Genomic DNA, 18,036 nt, shown 5'->3' on the forward strand with positions numbered 1-18,036 from the left:
TTCCTTACAAATTTGATATTTCTATCGTGCCTAACGTCTCAAACGGCGTATTTGCCGCAACTTCGGCAAAGCTAAGCACCGTAATATCTATGGCGAAATTCGCGCAGATATCGGCGATAAATTTACGCAAGCTAGGCTCCACGCAAAGTATCATCGAGCCGTACTCCGAGATCGGCCGCTTCGCCCTCGCCTCGCGCAGAGCCTGCACGATCGCCGACGTCTGCGAGACGTTTATCATCAGGTGATACGCGCCGTCTTTATACTGCACGGCGTCGATCAGCTTTTGCTGTGCGGCTGGCTCCATCACGTAAAAATTTAGCCGCCCGCCCTCATCGACGTAAAGCGAAGTGATGGCGCGAGCAAGCGCGGTGCGGACGTGCTCGACGATCATATCGAGGTTCTTGCTAACCTCGGCGATGTCGCTTAGCGCCTCCAGGATGCTTAGCATATCTTTTATCGGGATGTGGTCTTTTAGCAGCGCTTTTAGCACCTTTTGAACGACTCCGATAGGCGCGATGCGCAGCGTATCCTCGACGATGACGGGGTATTCCGATTTTAGCTTGTCGAGTAAATTTTGCGTCTCTTGGCGGGTTAGCAGCTCGGCGGCGTTTTGTTTTATCAGCTCGCTCATGTGCGTGGAGATGACGCTCGCGGGATCTACGATCGTGTAGCCGCTTAGTATCGCATCCTCCTTCACGCTCGCATCGATCCATAACGCGTCTAGGCCAAACGCCGGCTCTTTAGTCGGGATGCCCTCGATGTTGTCGCTAACCAGCCCGCTATCCATCGCGAGGAATTTATCCGCGTAAATTTCCCCCTGCCCGATCACGACGCCTTTTAGCTTGAAGCGGTATTCGTTGGGCGGTAGTTGGAGGTTGTCGCGGATGCGGATCTTTGGCATCAAAAAACCAAGCTGAGCCGCGATATTTCGGCGCATCGCTCGTATGCGCTCGATGAGATCGGTCTCGGCGATCTTTAGCAGGCCGTAACCCAGATCAAGCTCTAAAATTTCAAGCTTTAAGATATCGTTTATCTTAGCTTCCTCTTCGCGGGCGATCTCTTCTTCGCTTTTTTTAGGAGGTTTGGGTGCGGCCTGCCCCTCCTCTTCGCCTTGCGCCAAGCCCATGCTTTGGGCTTTGGAGGTCAAATTTATCTTACCCTCTTTTACCTCTTTCATCACGTAGCCCATACTTAAAAACAGAAGCGAGATAAAGCCCAGAGATAGCGTCGGAAGCCCTGGAACTAGGGCAAAAACAAAGAGTATAAAGCCGACTATTAAAAGCGTTTTGTATTCGCCTAGCAGCTGCGTTAGCGAGCCCTCGGCGAAATTTTCATCGTCCTTGCTGGCTCGAGTGATGATGATCGCCGTAGCCGTCGACGTGATGAGGCCCGGGATCTGGCTCACCAGGCCGTCGCCGATCGTTAGGATCGTGTAGTTTTGCGCCGAGGTAGCCATATCTAGACCGTACTGAAACGAGCCGATGAGAAAGCCGCCGACGATGTTTATGATCGTGATGATGATGCCCGCGACCGCATCGCCTTTGATAAATTTGGACGAACCGTCCATCGCTCCGTAGAAATTCGCCTCGCTGATGATAGCTTCGCGGCGCTGCCTAGCTGTCTTTTCGTCGATTAGGCCGGCGTTTAGGTCGGCGTCTATCGCCATTTGCTTACCGGGCATCGCATCGAGCGTAAATCTCGCCTGCACCTCGCTCACGCGCGTCGAACCCTTGGTGACGACCATGAAATTTATAAGCACTAGGATCGTAAATACGATCACGCCGATGACGTAGTTGCCGCCCACGACGAACTGTCCGAAGCTTGAGATTATCTCGCTCACTGCATCCGGACCGTTGTGTCCTTCGCTCAAAATCATACGCGTGGTGGCGATATTTAGCGAGAGCCTAAAAAGCGTGATGATGAGAACGAGCGTCGGAAAGGTGCTAAGGTCGGTGGGCTTTGGCACGTAAACGGAGATCAGGATGATGAGCACCGAGATAGAGATGGAAAGCGCAAGAAAAAAATCCAAAACCGCGCTGGGAAGCGGCACGATGATGACGGCTAAAATCACCATTATCACACCCACTATCGTTAGGCTTCTAAATTTAACGATAGGCTCTAAAAAGGGTGCGACCAGAGTTAGAATATTGCGCTTTTGTTTTGCCAAAATTTACTTCTTCATTATATTTGCTAGCGTAATCGTATCTAAAAAATCATCGATTCTAGACTGTAACGCGCTAAACATCGGCCAAATTTGACACATTCTGTTTTTGCTTGAGCTACAGCCTTCTTGCGAGATCGAGCACTCAAATACCGCCATTTTGCGTTTTTCCGCACTTTCGATTACTCTTTTTATGCTGATATCTCCCGGCTTTTGCGCGAGCATAAATCCGCCGTTTGCGCCCTTAAACGAAATCAAAATGCCCTCTCTGGCCAAATTTTGCAAAATTTTGGCCAAAAAGCTTTTTGATATCTCAAGCTCGCCCGACATCGTATCGACATCGGAGGGAGCGTCTTTTTGCGCTATATAAATCAGCGAAAGCAGCGCGTATTCGCTTGCTTTTGTCAAAAGCATAAATTCCCCTTAAATTTTTTGCTGACATTTTATTAAATTTTATCTGCAAATTTGATTAAATCAATATTTTTTAAAACCGGCGCCGCATTTTTTGATTTTTATGATATAATCGCCTTTTCTAATCTCACCAATCAGGAGGTCATTATGGCTTTGGATTCGGCTAAAAAAGCAGAAATTGTTGCGAAATTCGCTAGAAAAGAGAAAGATACGGGCTCTCCGGAAGTTCAGATCGCATTGCTAACCGCAAGAGTCGAGGAGCTAACCGAGCACCTAAAAATCTATAAAAAAGATCACTCGTCTCGCCTCGGACTACTTAAAATAGTCGGCCGCAGAAAACGCTTGATGAAATATCTAAAAGCTAAAGATTACGCAGCTTACACAAAAGTTATCGCTGAGCTAAATCTCAGAGATAAATAATCCCAAGCCCCAAATTCGGGGCTTTTCTTTCAAATTTTACTTTTTACTCATTTCAAAATTTGACTTGGCAAATTTTTAAAATTTTTAGCGATAAAGCTAAATTTTTACAAAATAAACGATACAAAAAACAAACCGAATTTGCCCTACTCTTACATTAAATAGATTCAAATTTTCCCGCATGTCGCTCAACTTATCTAAATTTTACTTCATAAACTTTGAGCTAACTACGCTAAAGTTATCTAAGTAAATTTTTTTAACTCAAACCCTTGACAATTATCCGCTCAATGTTGTATAATGCGCCTAGCAATTTAAAGGAGAGAGTGCTAATATGATAAAGGTGAGCAAGCGAGATCTGATACTTGATTCTATCATTCAAGCTTATCTTAGCGACAACGCTCCAATCGGCTCTAGCGAGCTTGGTTCGCGTATGGCGATGTCGATCCCGGCCTCTACGATCAGGGTTTATTTTAAAAAGCTCTCCGACGAGGGCGCGATTACGCAGTTTCACGTTAGCGGCGGCAGGATACCAACGGCTGCGACGATGAGAGATTATTGGCGAGCTAGGTTAAATTTTGACGAAACGCTAGATATCGCAAATCCTAGCCTACTAAAGTTGCTAAGCGATAAATTTGAAATTTACGCGATGGTTTTTGAAAGCAAAGCCCAAACGCTAAACGAGGTCTTAAATTTAAACAATAGATTTTTGATTTTGAGCTTTAGTGAGGACGAGATCGCGCTCAAATTTAACTCGAAAGTCGAGAAATTTTTGAGCAATCTCATCGGCATAGACCTCGACAGACTCGAGCTTACCTGTATGCAGGTGGGTCTAAACGAGCTAAGAAACAAGATAGCTGAGCTAAAGCGCACTAAAATTCGCTTTTTAGAAAACGAAAAGGTTGCGCTTGAAATTTTCGGCGAGAGCTTTAAAAATGCGCTAAACCCTAGCTTTGAGATGGTTTTTGACTCAAATTTGGTATTTTTCGGCGAGAACTACCTAGGTATGAAGCTAGGCGTAAATTTTGAAGGCAAAGAGGCCAAAATGCTTTGCGCAGGCAGTATTTATAATGACTATGAAAGATTTTTAAACAACCTAAAGGAGGCGGCATGAACGAGAATGAAAACGTGGAACTTGAGCAGCAAATCCCGTCAAATTTCGACGAGAGTATCAGCTTTGAGGGCTTGGATGCGAAATACATAGAGCTTCAAAAGCAGCTTGAGGAGCTAACGGATAAGTATTATAGAGCCAATGCGGACTTTGAAAACATCAAAAAGCGTTTCGAAAAGGAAAAAGCGGACATCGCGACGTATGCGAACGAGAAATTCGCGCGAGATCTGCTCCCCGTAATAGACGCGCTTGAGATGGCGGTAAATTTTGAAACAGAGGGCGACGAATACGCGGCGAAAATCAAAGAAGGTATCTACATAACGATAGATCAGTTTAAAAAGTGTTTCGAGAAAAACGGCATCACGGCGATCGAAGCGAACGAAGACTTTGACCCGAATTTTCACAACGCTATGCTCCAAGTAGAAAGCGAAGACGTGGAAAAAGGTAAGATCGTGCAAGTGATACAAAAAGGCTACCTCATCAACGGCAGGATTTTGCGCCCTGCGATGGTGTCGATAGCGAAGTAAAATTGAAATAAAAATTTAATAAAAAGGAAAAACAATGGCAAAAGTAATAGGCATAGACCTAGGAACGACGAATTCATGCGTGAGCGTGTATGAGCGAGGCGAAGCGAAAGTGATCCCTAACAAAGAGGGTAAAAATACGACTCCTTCGGTCGTGGCGTTTACCGATAAGGGCGAAATTTTAGTAGGCGACAGCGCAAAACGCCAAGCCGTCACAAACCCTGAAAAAACCATCTACTCTATCAAAAGAATAATGGGTCTAATGAGCAACGAGAAAAACGCGCAGGAGGCCAAATCTCGCCTACCGTATCACGTCGTGGATAGAAACGGCGCGTGCGCTATCGAGATCGCGGGCAAGGTCTACACTCCGCAAGAAATCTCCGCAAAAGTGCTCATAAAACTAAAAGAAGACGCGGAAAGCTATCTGGGCGAAACGGTCGTAGACGCCGTCATCACGGTGCCTGCGTACTTTAACGATAGCCAAAGAAAAGCGACTAAAGAGGCCGGCACGATCGCGGGGCTAAACGTGCTTCGCATCATAAACGAGCCTACCGCGGCGGCTCTTGCTTACGGTCTAGATAAAAAAGAGGCCGAAAAGATCATGGTTTACGACCTAGGCGGCGGTACGTTCGACGTTACGGTGCTAGAAACCGGCGATAGCGTGGTCGAGGTTTTGGCTACGGGCGGTAATGCGTTTCTCGGCGGCGACGACTTCGATAACCGCTTAATAGACTGGCTAACGAGCGAATTTAAAAGCGACGCCGGCATCGATCTAAAAACCGACGTGATGGCTATGCAGCGCCTAAAAGAGGCAGCCGAAACAGCTAAAAAAGAGCTTAGCTCGGCACAAGAAACGACGATAAATTTACCGTTCATCACCGCCGACGCTACGGGCCCTAAACACCTCACAAAGACGCTAACCAGGGCTAAATTTGAGGGTATGATCGAGGATCTGGTCGCTCAAACCATCACCAAGATAAACGAGGTCGTAAAAGACGCGGGCCTAAGCAAATCGGAAGTAAAAGAAGTCGTCATGGTGGGCGGCTCGACGCGCGTGCCTCTCGTGCAAGAGGAGGTCAAAAAAGCGTTTGGCAAAGAGTTAAATAAAAGCGTAAATCCGGACGAAGTCGTAGCTATCGGCGCGGCGATCCAAGGCGCCGTCATCAAAGGCGACGTAAAAGACGTGTTGCTCCTAGACGTCACTCCGCTAAGCCTAGGTATCGAGACTCTAGGCGGTGTGATGACGAAAATCATCGAAAAAGGCACGACTATCCCGGTTAAGAAAAATCAAGTATTTTCAACCGCCGAGGATAACCAAAGCGCCGTCACGATCCACGTGCTACAAGGCGAGCGCGAATTTGCCCGCGACAACAAGTCTTTGGGTCAGTTTAACCTAGAGGGCATCCCTGCCGCTCCTCGCGGAGTGCCTCAGATCGAGGTTGAATTTGACATCGACGCCAACGGCATCCTAACGGTCTCTGCTAAAGACAAGGCTACAGGCAAAGCCCAAAATATCACGATCTCAGGCTCAAGCGGCCTAAGCGAAGACGAGATCAACAACATGGTCAAAGACGCCGAGCTACACAAAGAGGACGATAAAAAACGCAAAGACGCGGTAGAGGCGCGCAACCAGGCCGACGCGCTTGCGCACCAAACGCAAAAGAGCCTCGACGAGCTAGGCGAAAAGATCCCGGCCGAGGACAGAGAGCGCATCCAAAAGGCGCTTGACGAGCTAAAAGAGACGCTAAAAGACGAAAACGCAAGCAAAGAGCAGATCGACGCAAAGGTCAAAACTCTAAGCGAAGCCAGCCATAAGCTAGCCGAAGCGATGTATAAAAAAGACGGCGCTGCGGGCGAGCAAGCAAACGGCGGCAAGAAAAAAGACGACGACGTCATCGACGCCGAAGTAGAGTAAAATTTAGCCCTTGTTTCGGCAAGGGCTTCAAACGTAAATTTAAGGTTTTAGCGTTTTTACACGCCCTTAAATTTACCCTGCCCGTTAAATTTGACGGGCGGTTTTTATAATTTTCTTTTAAATTTTATACAATCCTAAATTTAAAAATCTATTCAAATTTTACCTCACAAAGCTTTTTTACAAATTTGCCGCCTCGCCGATAAATTTAATTTTAGTCTCGTCTTCCGCGTAATCCTTAATCAAAATCATCCCTTTAAACGACCGATTTAAATATAATCAAACAAAAAAGGTCTTAAATGTATCTATTTTTCCTGATCGTTCATATTTTGAGCGCCGTCGCCTTCGTCGGTTACGTATTTTTCGACGTTTGTATATTTCCGTTTGCTAAAAAGCACATAGACGAGGATACGCTCGCTCGCGTCAAAAAAGCCTACACCAAAGGTAGCGCAAAGGTTTTCGGCACGGCGTTTTTGTTGCTGATTATCAGCGGCGCTTATATGGCGAAGGATTATTTTGGCGGCGAGAACGGATGGCTGGATGGCCCATTTCAAATTTTACTCGCGACCAAGATCGGCGTGCTGGGGTTAATGTACCTAATCACGGCGATATCGCTCTTTTTCGTCTATAAGCTCAAAAAGCCCGATCCCTTCGGCAAATACTCGCATATCATCGCCCTTGTTTTGTGCGCTATAATCATCGTTTTGGCCAAAGTTATGTGGAGAGTTTAGTAAAATTTAGAGCACTTAACGCTCTAAATTTTGTCTTTTTTCTTGAGTTTGACTTAAATTTAGCGTATCGTCACCAAATAAATCTTTAAAAAATCCTTCCTTAAAGCCCCCGGCCGGCAAATACATATATCTTAGTAGTCCAAATAGCTCCGAGCCCACAAATCCGTTTTTGCGCGCTTCGGCTTTTAAAAGCATTTTCGTAAGAGCATCCTTATCCATCCTTTTATCGCCAAATATCTCATAAGTATAGAGCATATCGGCAGGTAGCAACCTTTGAAGCAAAAAAGCATTCAAGCACGAATCGTCATCTCTTGAATACGTGTTACCGTCTCTTATAAAAAGTTCATTTTTCTTAAAAACGCAATCCGTAAAAGAAGCCAGTTGCTCGGCTCTTATATAATTTAAAATTTCCTCATCATTACGATTTTTCATTTTGTAAGAATATTCCAAAATATACTTTGTTTTATCGTTAATTTTTTTTATAATATCCTCACCTTTTTCTTTATCAAAGCGATCAACAAACCGAAAATATTGTTTTTCTGCCTTTACTTGATCCTTAACCACGCCTACGCCAAACCAATATAAATAGCCTAAATCGTAGCACGCATACGGCACGCCTTTTTGGCAATAAATTTGCAAGTCGCTCGCGTATTTTTCAAAGTTATGCGCTTCAAAATCCCTGCCGCTACCCGCGCCGTTTAAGTATTCTTTTAAAAGAGCGTTGTAGCTAGCCGTGTTTATAGGTGCAGAGGTATCGCTCGCAAACGTCGCGCCAACCGCCAAAATCGCCCAAGCAAAGCCGCAAAGCGTAAATTTTAAAATTTTATTCATCTAGCACCCCACCCTATTTCTCGCCGCAGTCAAATATCTGCGCGCGCACGCGGTAGCTATTTACATAAACGGCATTTTGCGGGCACCTGGTCGGCCTGCCCCGCTCGCCGTAGCAAAGCGCCCACTCGTCTAATATATAAAGAGTTATGCGTTTGCCCGCGCCCACGACGGCGACGGCTTCGTTTCTTAGGTCGTTTAGCGCGCCTTTTCTCACCTGCTCCAAAGTCGCTGCGGCGTATCCGGTCGCGTCGTCGCTACCCTCGGCTTCACCCAAAACCTTGCAGTTATACGGCGTATCGCGAACCTCGGTGATACCGCGAGCGCTTGCGTCCAGCGGCTTTGGCAAAAACATAGGCGCGCCGCATCCGCCAAGTAACGCAACCGCGCAAACTAATGTCAAATTTGATATTTTCATCTTCTTTCCTTGAAATAAATTTTGCGAATATTATATTTCCAAAAAAAGTAAGGTAAATTTGGCTTAAATTTTAAAATTTGCGAGACGAATTTGGCAAATTTAATCGTCTATAAAAAATCTTTATGCTATCGTTACGAGAATTGTAATTCGCGTTAAATTTGACAAATTTGACGCAGGCGAAAATCGGTCGCCTAGAGCGGAGCCGCGTATAGCGAAGCTTAAATTTGAGCAAATCTAAGCGGCTAAGATCAAAAAATAAAATTTTAACAAGCCGGTTAATTTTTTGCGCTTTCGACGGAGACTAAATTTACGCCCGTCATCGGCAGAAAAACGGTAAAATTTAAGCAAAAATCAAACGGCCGAATTTGCGTCAACCGCGCGCCCAAAAAAGATAAAAGCCAAACGTCAAAAAACAAAAAAGTAAAATTTAAAAAACAAAGAAAGGAAAGCTAAGTGATACATAAAATTTTGATCGCAAACCGCGGAGAGATCGCCGTTCGCGTGATCCGCGCCTGCAAGGATCTACACATCAAAAACGTCGCTATCTACACCAAGCCCGACCAGAACTGCCTGCACGTCAAAATAGCCGACGAGGCCTACCAGATCGGTATCGACCCGATCAAGGGCTACCTGGACGCCAAGCGCATCGTCGAGGTCGCAAAGGCTTGCGGCGCGGACGCGATACATCCGGGCTACGGATTTTTGAGCGAAAACTACGAATTCGCCAAAGAGGTCGAGGACGCGGGACTGGTTTTCATCGGGCCTACCGCCGACGTCATCCGCAAAATGGGCAACAAAAATATCGCCCGCTATCTGATGAATAAAAACGGCATCCCTATCGTGCCCGGCACCGAAAAGCTAAACAACGAAACGATAGAAAATATCAAACTATACGCCGAGCGCATCGGCTATCCCGTCATCCTAAAAGCCAGCGGCGGCGGCGGCGGACGCGGCATCCGCGTGGTGTGGAAAGAAGAGGAGCTGGAATCCAGCCTTGAAAGCTGCAAGCGCGAAGCCAAGGCGTTTTTTAACAACGACGAAGTTTTTATGGAAAAATACGTCGTAAATCCGCGCCACATCGAGTTTCAGATTTTAGGCGACAAATACGGCAACATCATCCACCTGTGCGAACGCGACTGCTCGATTCAGCGCCGCCACCAAAAGATCCTCGAGATAGCGCCTAGTCCGACGATGAGCGAAAGTCTGCGAAAGAGTATGGGCGTGACCGCAGTCGCCGCGGCAAAGGCCGTAAACTACACCAACGCCGGCACTGTCGAGTTTTTGCTCGATGATTATAACAACTTTTATTTTATGGAGATGAACACCCGTATCCAAGTCGAACACGGTGTGACCGAGGAGATCACGGGCGTGGATCTCATCGTGCGCCAGATCCGCATCGCGGCGGGTGAAATCCTAGATATGGAGCAAAGCGACGTCATCACGCAAGGCTTTGCGATCGAGGCGCGTATCACCGCCGAGGATGCGTGGCAAAATTTCATCCCAAGCCCGGGCGAGATCAGCGGCTACTACCCCGCTCTAGGCCCTTCCGTTCGCGTGGATAGCCATCTATATAAAGACTATCAGATACCGCCGTTTTACGATAGCTTGCTAGCTAAACTCATCGTGCGCGCCCCTAGCTACGATCTAGCCGTAAATAAACTAAAACGCGCGCTGGATGAATTTACGATCGAAGGCAGCGTCAAAACCACGATCCCGTTTTTGCTCAGCATCAGCAAGGAGCGCGACTTTAGGCGAGGATTTTTCGATACGTCCTACGTCGAAAATAAGATGCCCTCTCTGTTAGAAAAGATGAAAACCAAAGACAACGAGGACAACGAAGAGGTGATCGCCGCCATCGCCGCCGCGATACAAAGAGTAAAAGACGCTAGAAAACTAAAGGAGCACGCGGATGAATGATTTTTTCGATAGCTTAAAGGATATAAAAAAAGAGCTGCAAAAGGAGCAAAATGCAAATTTGAGCTCAAATTCAGCCGCCAAAAATGCCGCAAAGCAAAATTTAAAGCCCGAGTCAAAAACCTTCAGCAAAGAAGAAGCTATCGCGCACAAAGAGCAAAATTTGCAGGGCGAGTTTCTAGCCTACGTCAAGGACGCGGATATCAAAAAGTGCTAGTCGTGCCGTTTTCCACCCTGCCTAGCCCCTGCCCCTACCTCAAGGATAGGGACTCGCGTATGGAGTATCGCTACGTAGACGGCTGCGACTTTGCCGTAAACGACGCTCTGGCTAGGCGCGGCTTTAGGCGCTTTGGCAAATATTTCTCCAAGCCAAACTGCGCGGGTTGCAGCGAGTGCGTAAATATCAGGGTCGATGCGCTAAATTTTAAATTTAACAAATCCGCCCGCCGCACGATACGCAAAAACGAAAACACCAAAATCATCCTCACAAAGCCGCTCATAGACGACGCGCACGTGGCGCTATACAAAAAATATCATAAATTTATGCAGCAAAAGCGCGAGTGGAAGTACTACGAGCTGGACTTTCGCCGCTACTACGAGCTCTACGTCGCGGGGCACGCGGAGTTTGGCAAGGAGATTGCGTATTTTGTAGGCGGCCGTCTCATCGGCGTCGATCTCGTCGATATCCTTAGCGACGGTATCTCGGCGGTTTATTGCTATTACGACCCGGATTTTGCGGATCTTAGCATCGGCAGATACTCGCTCTATCAGCAAATTTTACTAGCTAGGCAGCTAAATTTGCGCTGGATATATCTAGGCTACTACGTCAAAGACTGCCCTAGCCTAGCCTACAAGGCGGACTACAAGCCATACGAGCACCTGTGCGAATACGTTCCGTTAGACGAAACGCCCGTGTGGGAAAAAGCGGAATAAAAAATGCTTTCAAATGCGTTTTATAAAGGCAAAATTTGATAAAAGTAAGTCAAAATCTAGAATCTCTAAGCATAGAAACCTCGGACGTCGATCTGTTTTTCGAGCTGCAAGCGCTCATAAAGCGAAACTTCGCCAAGACGCTGGGGCAAAAAGGCAAAGTGATGTCGTTTTACGACGAAAACGAGAAGGTTCAGCGCAAATATTTCGTCAAATTTCTAAAAAAACTCTGCCAAAGATACGAGCTAAAAAACGTAAATTTAAACTTTGCCGAGTATAAAACCATCAAACTCCACTACATCCAACCAAACTCGCTAAAAGCCATGGTTTTCGTCGATGTCGCCTTCGTGCGAGGCGGCGCGATATTTAGCTTCGATCGCTCAAACGAAGCCTTCATCTCGCACATCATTAGGGGTTTTGAGTCAAAGCAAATTTTATCCGCCGAGGGTCAAATCGCCCTAAATATCGCAAACTTGGGCGATTGCGCGCGCTTAGAAGAGCTGTTTAACAAAAGCGAATATATGAAATTTTCGATCATCTTTAACTATAACGAAGAGGAATTTGAAAAATTTAAAAAACGCATCAAAATCTACGCCAAGAAAAACGAGGCCAAATTTGCTGCTCTTGCTAGCCTTTTTGAGGATCATTTCACGGTGCTTGGATGTGATAAAAACGATAGCTTCGAGGAGGTGCGAAACCGCTACCTGGAGCTGGTTAAAGCCTATCATCCCGACTTTCACGCCGCGCTTAGCCCCGAGCTTTTGGACGAGTGCAAAACGCAGTTTCAGCGTATCCAAAACGCCTACGAGAGCTTGAAGCCGTATTTTAAGGAGCTTGAGGCGGGAGCGGAGTAAATTTGATTTTTCAAATTTGAACAAATTTGACGCTAAATCAAATTTGCGTTTTGGCCCCGCGGGCAAAATTTTGGTTTTAACGTCCGAATTTAACTAAATCGGAGACGACGTTGCAAGAAAATTTTTTTATATAGATACTACAAAACCCACAATAAAATCACAATACACATTATTGCTGCTATCTATTTGATATTTGCCTTGGGAATTTTTATTATCCCGAGCGATATCCTTTCTCGCTACGAGATTTGCCGCGAGTTCGTAAATTTTATGAAGCAATACTTTCCGAATATCCAAATTTTTAGCGACGTGAGCCCGTTTAAGCAGGAAATCGAGTTTTACGCGAGCTATATGTGGGTGCTAGGGTTGATTTTATCCGCAGATATGGTGTTTTACGCAACTTGTTGCTATACGGTACTTTACCGCCAAGACAAAGAGTTGCAAGAAAAGGTAAAAAGTTTTGGCCTGCCGCTATTGGTTTTTGCTTTTGGGCTTAGTATATTTTCTATATACGTGTATTATACGGGCTATATCGTCACGGATGGCGTTACTTTTATGGCATGGGATATTACGATAGATTTTGCGACAAAATTTGAGATATTTCAGTATATATCGCTTTTTCAACTTGTCTTTATGTTTGGGATAGCCATGTTTATTGCACTATTTTATACCTTACTGCATAAAATTTTCAGCAAAGGAAGCCGAAACGACCAAATTTAAAATCGCAAGCCTTGCCGTCAAAAGCTCGCTTAAATTTAAAATTTACGCTCAAATTTGCGTCGCTTGGCAAATTTGCCCCGCTCCAAGCGTCAGATTTTACTTACCTGATTGCAGCAGATAGGTCTTTTTGCGCTCGCTGGAGCTGCCGATATTTAGCGCGAGGCGGTATTTGGTTATCGTGCGGCGGACGACCTCGACGTTAAATTCCTTCTTTATAAACTCCAAAATTTTTAGATCGCTAAGCGGCTTGGCGGGATTTTCGTTTCGGACGAGATTTGCCACGAAATCCTTGATGGCCTTGTTTGAGACGTCCTCGTCGATCGCGGCGGAGAAAAAGCTCTTTATAGGCACGAGCCCGCGCGAGCACTCTAGGTATTTGTTTGAGATGCCGCGCGAGATGGTCGACGGGTTTCGCCCCAGATCCTCGGCGATGTCCTTTAGGCGCATAGGCTTGATGTCGCCGCCGAAAAAGTAATCATACTGATACTCCACTAGCATGAGGGCGATCTTGCGCAGCGTGGCTTTTCGCATATCAAGCGCGTCTATGAGGTCTTTTGCCTCTTTTACGCGCGAGGCGACGAAGCTCTCTTTTTCGTCCAGCCCATCCACGTCGATGACGATCTCGGGGTAAAAGTCATCATTGATACGCACCTCGATGCCGCCCGAGCTCGTGTCTATGACGATGTCGGGGATGATCGCCGCAGCCTCGCTCATATACTCGATCGCGGGTGGATTTTTTAGCCTCTTGATGACGGCGAGAGCTTCGTTATAGAGCGGGATTTTGCGCATTTGGGAGAGGTTTTCGAAATTTAACGCAAGCTTTTTAGCGCTTTCAAAGAGCTTCTCGTCCAAATTTAGCTCCTCAAGCTGAAACAAAAAGCTCTCTTTGTAGTCCTTTGCGCCGATGCCAGCGGGCTCGAGGTAGGCAAACCGCTTTCGCACCGACTCGATCTCCGCCTCGCTAAATTCGTCAAAGGCTTCGGGCTCGTAGTAGCCCTCCTCGTTTATGCACTCGATTATTTTCATCGCGATTTTTTGGGATTTTTCGGTCGGAAACAGCGGCTTATCTATCTGCTCGATTAGCTTGTCATAAAGCCCCGTTTTAGCCACACTAAAGCTTTCGATATTGTCGGTTACGCTGTTTTTTGATATTTCTTTGAAAAAGTTTTTCTCTTTTTTGGATGGCGCAGCGCTGGGTAGCTCGCTTAAATTTCGCTGCTGCACGCTAGCAAACGGATTATCCGCTAAAAACGGCTCAAGCGTCTCCTTTAGCTCCTCGACGCTGCTGCTAAGTATCGGCAGCCACGAGCGCAACGTGTGCGAGAGCTTATTTTTGGGAGCTTGAGTTTGCTTTAGCATTATTCTACAAATTTAAACTCTTCGCCCAGATAGTGGGTGCGCACGAGTTTGTTGTTCGCGACTTCGTTCGCGCTGCCGCTAGCTAGCAGGCTGCCGTCCTTGATCACGTAGGCTCGGTCGCAGATAGCTAGCGTCTCGCGGACGTTGTGGTCGGTGATGAGCACGCCGATGCCGAGCTTTTTTAGATCTCGAACGATACTTTGTATGTCGCTAACGGCGATCGGATCGACGCCGGCAAAAGGCTCATCCAGGAGCAAAAATTTAGGCGTAATGATGAGGCTTCTAGCGATCTCACAGCGTCTGCGCTCGCCACCGCTTAGGCTCACGCCCTTTCGCAGGCGTATCGGCTCGATATTTAGCAAATTTAGCATTTCATTTACTTTTTTCTCGCGAACGGCTTCGTCTTTATATAAGATCTCGGCGCCGAGCAGTAAATTTTCCTCGACGGAGAGATCTTTAAATATACTTGATTCTTGCGGTAGATAGCCGATCCCCATATGCGCGCGCTTGTGTAGCGGCACCTTCGTCACGTCCGCGCCGTCTAAAAACACGCTGCCGCTAGTTGGCGAGATGAGTCCGCAGATCATATAAAACGTCGTCGTTTTACCAGCGCCGTTTGGCCCCAGAAGGCCCACTACCTCGCCGCTTTTGACCTCCAGCGAGATGCCTTTTATGATGTTTGTTTTTTTGATCGTTTTTTGTAAATCTTTTACTTCTAATTTATGCACCGTAAACCTCGTATTTTCGCCCTTTTTGGCTAGGCGAGATGACTACCTTGACGCATTTTTCGCCCAAATTTGCCAGCGCCTTTTCCAGTCGCTCGTCGCCCCACTCTACCAGGTGAAGCCCCTCCTCTAGCAAATTTTCAAAAAGTCCATTTTGTAAAATCGCGTCAAGTCCGTTTTGATAGATATCGTAGTGATAAATTTTATCTCCGTAGCTTTGCATGACCGAAAACGTAGGCGAAGTAACCTCCGTATCAATGCCGCGAGCCTTTACGATGGCTTTAACTAGCGTCGTTTTGCCGCTAGCTAAATTTCCCTGCAAGATAACGACGCCGCTTTGGGGTAAAATTTTTACCACCTCGCTAAGCTCGCCAAGTCCCAAATTTAGCTCTATCATAGCTCTTTTACGTATAGCGCTTGGGCTGATTTTGGGATGCTTTTGGTCTCCGGGATCGCCAGCACCTCGTAGCACGCCTCTCTCGTTAAAAATTTAATCGTTATCACGTCGCCGATCTTAACCTCTTTGGCCGGTTTGGCGACGACGCCGTTTACGCTCACGACGCCGCTTTTACACATGTCTTCGCTGACTGCGCGCCTTTTTGTGATATTTACGGTATTTAAAAATTTATCTACTCTCATGGCGGCGATTTTAGCCAAATTTGGCTTAAATTTTTAATTCCTCGTCATCGCATATTAAATTTAATGTAAATTTGACGTTTAGTGCACGCGATTTTAGCGGAAATATTTATAACAAATTAATCAAATTTGGCTAAAATACGCGTCATCTCAATATAAAGGATAGAGAATGAAAAAAGATGTGAAAAAAGTCGTTCTCGCCTATTCGGGCGGACTTGATACGAGCATTATTTTAAAATGGCTACAAGACGAGTATAAATGCGAAGTGGTAACCTTTACCGCCGATATCGGCCAGGGCGAGGAGCTGGAACCCGCACGCCAAAAAGCGCTGGAGCTAGGTATAAAACCCGAAAATATATTTATAGAGGATTTAAAAGAAGAATTTGCGCGAGATTTCGTATTTCCTATGTTTAGAGCAAACGCCGTCTACGAGGGCGAATACCTACTAGGCACTTCGATAGCTCGCCCGCTGATAGCTAAAAAACAAGCCCAAATCGCCGCCAAAGTAGGCGCCGACGGCGTGAGCCACGGAGCGACTGGCAAAGGCAACGACCAAGTGCGCTTTGAGCTAGGCTACTACGCGCTGGGAGATAACCTAACTATCATCGCCCCTTGGCGCGAATGGGATCTAAACAGCCGCGAAAAGCTACTAAAATACGCGGAAAAAAACGGCATCAAGATAGAAAAGAAACCGGGCAAAAGCCCCTACTCTATGGACGCAAATTTGCTCCATATAAGCTACGAAGGCTTAGTGCTTGAAAACCCTACTCACGCTCCGGAAGCCGATATGTGGCGCTGGACGGTAAGCCCAAAAGATGCTCCAAACGAAAGCGAGATAATAGAAATCGGCTACGAAAAAGGCGATCCGGTTAGCATAAACGGCAAAAAAATGAGCCCGGCGGCGCTGCTAGCCGAGCTAAACCGCCTAGGCGCAAAACACGGTATCGGCAGACTAGACCTCGTAGAAAACCGCTCGGTCGGTATGAAAAGCCGCGGCTGCTACGAAACTCCGGGCGGCACGATAATGCTAAAAGCTCACCGCGCGATCGAGAGCATCACGCTAGACCGCGGCGCGGCGCACCTAAAAGACGAGCTAATGCCTCGCTACGCAGAGCTCATCTATAACGGCTACTGGTGGTCGCCTGAACGCATTATGCTACAAGCGCTCATAGATAAGAGCCAAGAAAACGTAAACGGCACGGTCAAAGTCGAGCTCTACAAAGGCAACGTCATCGTGCTAGGACGCGACAGCAAGACGGACAATCTCTTTAGCGAAGCGTTTTGTACGTTTGAAGAGGACAGCGTGTTTGATCAAAAAGACGCGAACGGATTTATCAAGCTAAACGCGCTAAGATTTATCATCGGACGCAAAAACGGACGCAAATTTAACTAAATAAAGGATAAAAATGAAAGTACTACTAATAAAAGACGTAAAATCGCTCGGAAAAGCCGGCGAAATCAAAGAGGTAAAGGAAGGCTACGGAAATAACTTCCTAATCGGCAAAGGCTTTGCTAAGGCTGCGACTCCCGATGTTTTGCGCCAGTACGAAGCCGAGCAAAAACGAAAGGCCGAGGAGCTAAAATACGAGATCGCAAATATAGAAAAACTAAAATCCGAGATCGAAAAAATCACGCTCAAGGTTAAAAAGCCGCTCGGAGCAAACGGCGCGCTATTTGGCGCAGTGACAAAGGATGAAATTTCTGAAGCTTTAGAAAAAAATCATCATTTGGTGGTGGATAAAAAGGCGTTTGACTTCGCACATACGATAAAAGCGACAGGCATCTACGAAGTGGACGTAAAACTCGGCCACGCAGTGCGCGCCACGCTAAAACTAGACGTCGAGGGCGAATAAGTGTTTCACGCGACTACCATTTTAGCCTACAAAGGCAAGAACAAATCGGTCATCGGCGGCGACGGACAGGTGAGTTTTGGCAACACAGTGCTAAAAGGCAATGCGGTAAAAATCCGCAAAATCCACGGCGGCAAGGTCCTAGCGGGCTTTGCCGGCAGCACCGCCGATGCGTTTAATCTCTTTGATATGTTTGAAAACAACCTCGATCACGCAAAAGGCGACCTGCTAAAAGCGGTGATCGAGTTTAGCAAAGAGTGGCGCAAGGATAAATATCTGCGCAAGCTAGAAGCTATGATGCTGGTGCTTGACCGCGAGAAAATTTTCCTTTTAAGCGGAACGGGCGACGTCGTAGAGCCCGAAGACGGCAAGATAGCCGCCATCGGAAGCGGCGGCAACTACGCCCTCTCCGCAGCTCGCGCGCTGGATAAATTTGCCCGGATCGACGAAGAGGAGCTCGTAAAAGAGAGCCTAAAGATCGCGGGCGAAATTTGCATTTACACGAACACGAACATAAAAACCTACGTTTTAGAATAGAGAA

General features: G+C 46.7%; 21 protein-coding genes. 13 read left to right on the forward strand and 8 right to left on the reverse strand.

The window, feature by feature from the left end; translation table 11 throughout:
• Nucleotides 1–4 precede the first annotated feature (4 nt).
• On the reverse strand, nucleotides 5–2,167 hold the full coding sequence (gene flhA / locus CRECT_RS07190; protein ID WP_171992701.1) for a flagellar biosynthesis protein FlhA: 2,163 nt from the start codon (nucleotides 2,165–2,167) through the stop codon (nucleotides 5–7).
• Between the two features lie 3 nt (nucleotides 2,168–2,170).
• Nucleotides 2,171–2,575: an RrF2 family transcriptional regulator gene (locus tag CRECT_RS07195; RefSeq protein WP_002945214.1), complete on the reverse strand. Its 405-nt coding sequence runs from the start codon at nucleotides 2,573–2,575 to the stop codon at nucleotides 2,171–2,173.
• Nucleotides 2,576–2,719: 144 nt separating this feature from the next.
• On the opposite strand from CRECT_RS07195, the gene rpsO reads away from it, so the two are divergent.
• The 5 genes from rpsO to CRECT_RS07220 all read left to right on the forward strand — a co-directional run bounded on the left by rpsO (nucleotide 2,720) and on the right by CRECT_RS07220 (nucleotide 7,264).
• Nucleotides 2,720–2,992 carry a 30S ribosomal protein S15 gene (gene rpsO / locus CRECT_RS07200; RefSeq protein ID WP_002952011.1) on the forward strand — a complete coding sequence of 91 codons (273 nt, stop codon included), beginning with the start codon at nucleotides 2,720–2,722 and terminating at the stop codon, nucleotides 2,990–2,992.
• Nucleotides 2,993–3,320: 328 nt separating this feature from the next.
• Entirely contained in the window at nucleotides 3,321–4,100 is a 780-nt protein-coding gene (locus CRECT_RS07205; protein ID WP_002945208.1) for an HrcA family transcriptional regulator, read from the forward strand.
• Nucleotides 4,097–4,624 carry a nucleotide exchange factor GrpE gene (gene grpE / locus CRECT_RS07210; RefSeq protein ID WP_002945199.1) on the forward strand — a complete coding sequence of 176 codons (528 nt, stop codon included), beginning with the start codon at nucleotides 4,097–4,099 and terminating at the stop codon, nucleotides 4,622–4,624. The genes CRECT_RS07205 and grpE overlap by 4 nt, the downstream gene beginning before the upstream one ends.
• Before the next feature lie 34 nt (nucleotides 4,625–4,658).
• Complete coding sequence (dnaK, locus tag CRECT_RS07215; RefSeq protein WP_002945235.1) at nucleotides 4,659–6,536, forward strand: molecular chaperone DnaK; 1,878 nt, start codon at nucleotides 4,659–4,661, stop codon at nucleotides 6,534–6,536.
• A gap of 296 nt (nucleotides 6,537–6,832) precedes the next feature.
• The gene (locus CRECT_RS07220; protein WP_002945227.1) at nucleotides 6,833–7,264 is read left to right on the forward strand and encodes a hypothetical protein; all 432 of its coding nucleotides are present in this window, start codon (nucleotides 6,833–6,835) and stop codon (nucleotides 7,262–7,264) included.
• Nucleotides 7,265–7,279: 15 nt separating this feature from the next.
• Here CRECT_RS07220 and CRECT_RS07225 read toward each other — a convergent pair whose 3' ends face one another.
• Together CRECT_RS07225 and CRECT_RS07230 are read right to left on the reverse strand one after the other, a co-directional pair.
• The gene (locus CRECT_RS07225) at nucleotides 7,280–8,095 is read right to left on the reverse strand and encodes an SEL1-like repeat protein (RefSeq protein ID WP_002945201.1); all 816 of its coding nucleotides are present in this window, start codon (nucleotides 8,093–8,095) and stop codon (nucleotides 7,280–7,282) included.
• A 13-nt stretch (nucleotides 8,096–8,108) separates the two neighbouring features.
• Nucleotides 8,109–8,510: a DUF4156 domain-containing protein gene (locus tag CRECT_RS07230; RefSeq protein ID WP_002945213.1), complete on the reverse strand. Its 402-nt coding sequence runs from the start codon at nucleotides 8,508–8,510 to the stop codon at nucleotides 8,109–8,111.
• 453 nt (nucleotides 8,511–8,963) lie between these two features.
• Between CRECT_RS07230 and CRECT_RS07235 the strand changes: the two genes are divergently transcribed.
• The 5 genes from CRECT_RS07235 to CRECT_RS07255 all read left to right on the forward strand — a co-directional run bounded on the left by CRECT_RS07235 (nucleotide 8,964) and on the right by CRECT_RS07255 (nucleotide 12,925).
• On the forward strand, nucleotides 8,964–10,427 hold the full coding sequence (locus tag CRECT_RS07235; RefSeq protein ID WP_002945183.1) for an acetyl-CoA carboxylase subunit A: 1,464 nt from the start codon (nucleotides 8,964–8,966) through the stop codon (nucleotides 10,425–10,427).
• Nucleotides 10,420–10,641: a hypothetical protein gene (locus CRECT_RS07240; protein ID WP_002945178.1), complete on the forward strand. Its 222-nt coding sequence runs from the start codon at nucleotides 10,420–10,422 to the stop codon at nucleotides 10,639–10,641. Before CRECT_RS07235 ends, CRECT_RS07240 begins: the two co-directional genes overlap by 8 nt.
• The gene (locus CRECT_RS07245) at nucleotides 10,635–11,357 is read left to right on the forward strand and encodes an arginyltransferase (protein WP_227932235.1); all 723 of its coding nucleotides are present in this window, start codon (nucleotides 10,635–10,637) and stop codon (nucleotides 11,355–11,357) included. Before CRECT_RS07240 ends, CRECT_RS07245 begins: the two co-directional genes overlap by 7 nt.
• A gap of 35 nt (nucleotides 11,358–11,392) precedes the next feature.
• Entirely contained in the window at nucleotides 11,393–12,208 is an 816-nt protein-coding gene (locus tag CRECT_RS07250; RefSeq protein WP_002945210.1) for an adenylosuccinate lyase, read from the forward strand.
• A gap of 267 nt (nucleotides 12,209–12,475) precedes the next feature.
• Nucleotides 12,476–12,925, forward strand: coding sequence for a hypothetical protein (locus CRECT_RS07255; RefSeq protein WP_216657914.1), 450 nt, complete (start codon nucleotides 12,476–12,478; stop codon nucleotides 12,923–12,925).
• Between the two features lie 96 nt (nucleotides 12,926–13,021).
• Here CRECT_RS07255 and CRECT_RS07260 read toward each other — a convergent pair whose 3' ends face one another.
• From CRECT_RS07260 to CRECT_RS07275, 4 genes are read right to left on the reverse strand one after another with little or no spacing between them, the layout of a single operon-like run.
• Nucleotides 13,022–14,284 (reverse strand): RNA polymerase factor sigma-54, encoded by a 1,263-nt coding sequence (locus CRECT_RS07260; protein ID WP_002945192.1) that lies wholly within the window; start codon nucleotides 14,282–14,284, stop codon nucleotides 13,022–13,024.
• Nucleotides 14,284–15,012 carry an LPS export ABC transporter ATP-binding protein gene (gene lptB, locus CRECT_RS07265; RefSeq protein WP_002945224.1) on the reverse strand — a complete coding sequence of 243 codons (729 nt, stop codon included), beginning with the start codon at nucleotides 15,010–15,012 and terminating at the stop codon, nucleotides 14,284–14,286. The genes CRECT_RS07260 and lptB overlap by 1 nt, the downstream gene beginning before the upstream one ends.
• Complete coding sequence (gene tsaE / locus CRECT_RS07270; RefSeq protein WP_002945212.1) at nucleotides 15,005–15,406, reverse strand: tRNA (adenosine(37)-N6)-threonylcarbamoyltransferase complex ATPase subunit type 1 TsaE; 402 nt, start codon at nucleotides 15,404–15,406, stop codon at nucleotides 15,005–15,007. Before tsaE ends, lptB begins: the two co-directional genes overlap by 8 nt.
• Entirely contained in the window at nucleotides 15,403–15,648 is a 246-nt protein-coding gene (locus CRECT_RS07275; protein WP_039888435.1) for a S4 domain-containing protein, read from the reverse strand. The genes tsaE and CRECT_RS07275 overlap by 4 nt, the downstream gene beginning before the upstream one ends.
• Before the next feature lie 166 nt (nucleotides 15,649–15,814).
• On the opposite strand from CRECT_RS07275, the gene CRECT_RS07280 reads away from it, so the two are divergent.
• The 3 genes from CRECT_RS07280 to hslV are packed head-to-tail and all read left to right on the forward strand — an operon-like array spanning nucleotide 15,815 to nucleotide 18,032.
• On the forward strand, nucleotides 15,815–17,038 hold the full coding sequence (locus CRECT_RS07280) for an argininosuccinate synthase (RefSeq protein ID WP_002945181.1): 1,224 nt from the start codon (nucleotides 15,815–15,817) through the stop codon (nucleotides 17,036–17,038).
• A 13-nt stretch (nucleotides 17,039–17,051) separates the two neighbouring features.
• On the forward strand, nucleotides 17,052–17,498 hold the full coding sequence (gene rplI / locus CRECT_RS07285; protein WP_002945216.1) for a 50S ribosomal protein L9: 447 nt from the start codon (nucleotides 17,052–17,054) through the stop codon (nucleotides 17,496–17,498).
• Complete coding sequence (gene hslV, locus CRECT_RS07290; protein WP_002945207.1) at nucleotides 17,499–18,032, forward strand: ATP-dependent protease subunit HslV; 534 nt, start codon at nucleotides 17,499–17,501, stop codon at nucleotides 18,030–18,032.
• Nucleotides 18,033–18,036 lie beyond the last annotated feature (4 nt).

This window comes from Campylobacter rectus (assembly GCF_004803795.1).
In the GTDB taxonomy this organism is placed as follows: domain Bacteria; phylum Campylobacterota; class Campylobacteria; order Campylobacterales; family Campylobacteraceae; genus Campylobacter_A; species Campylobacter_A rectus.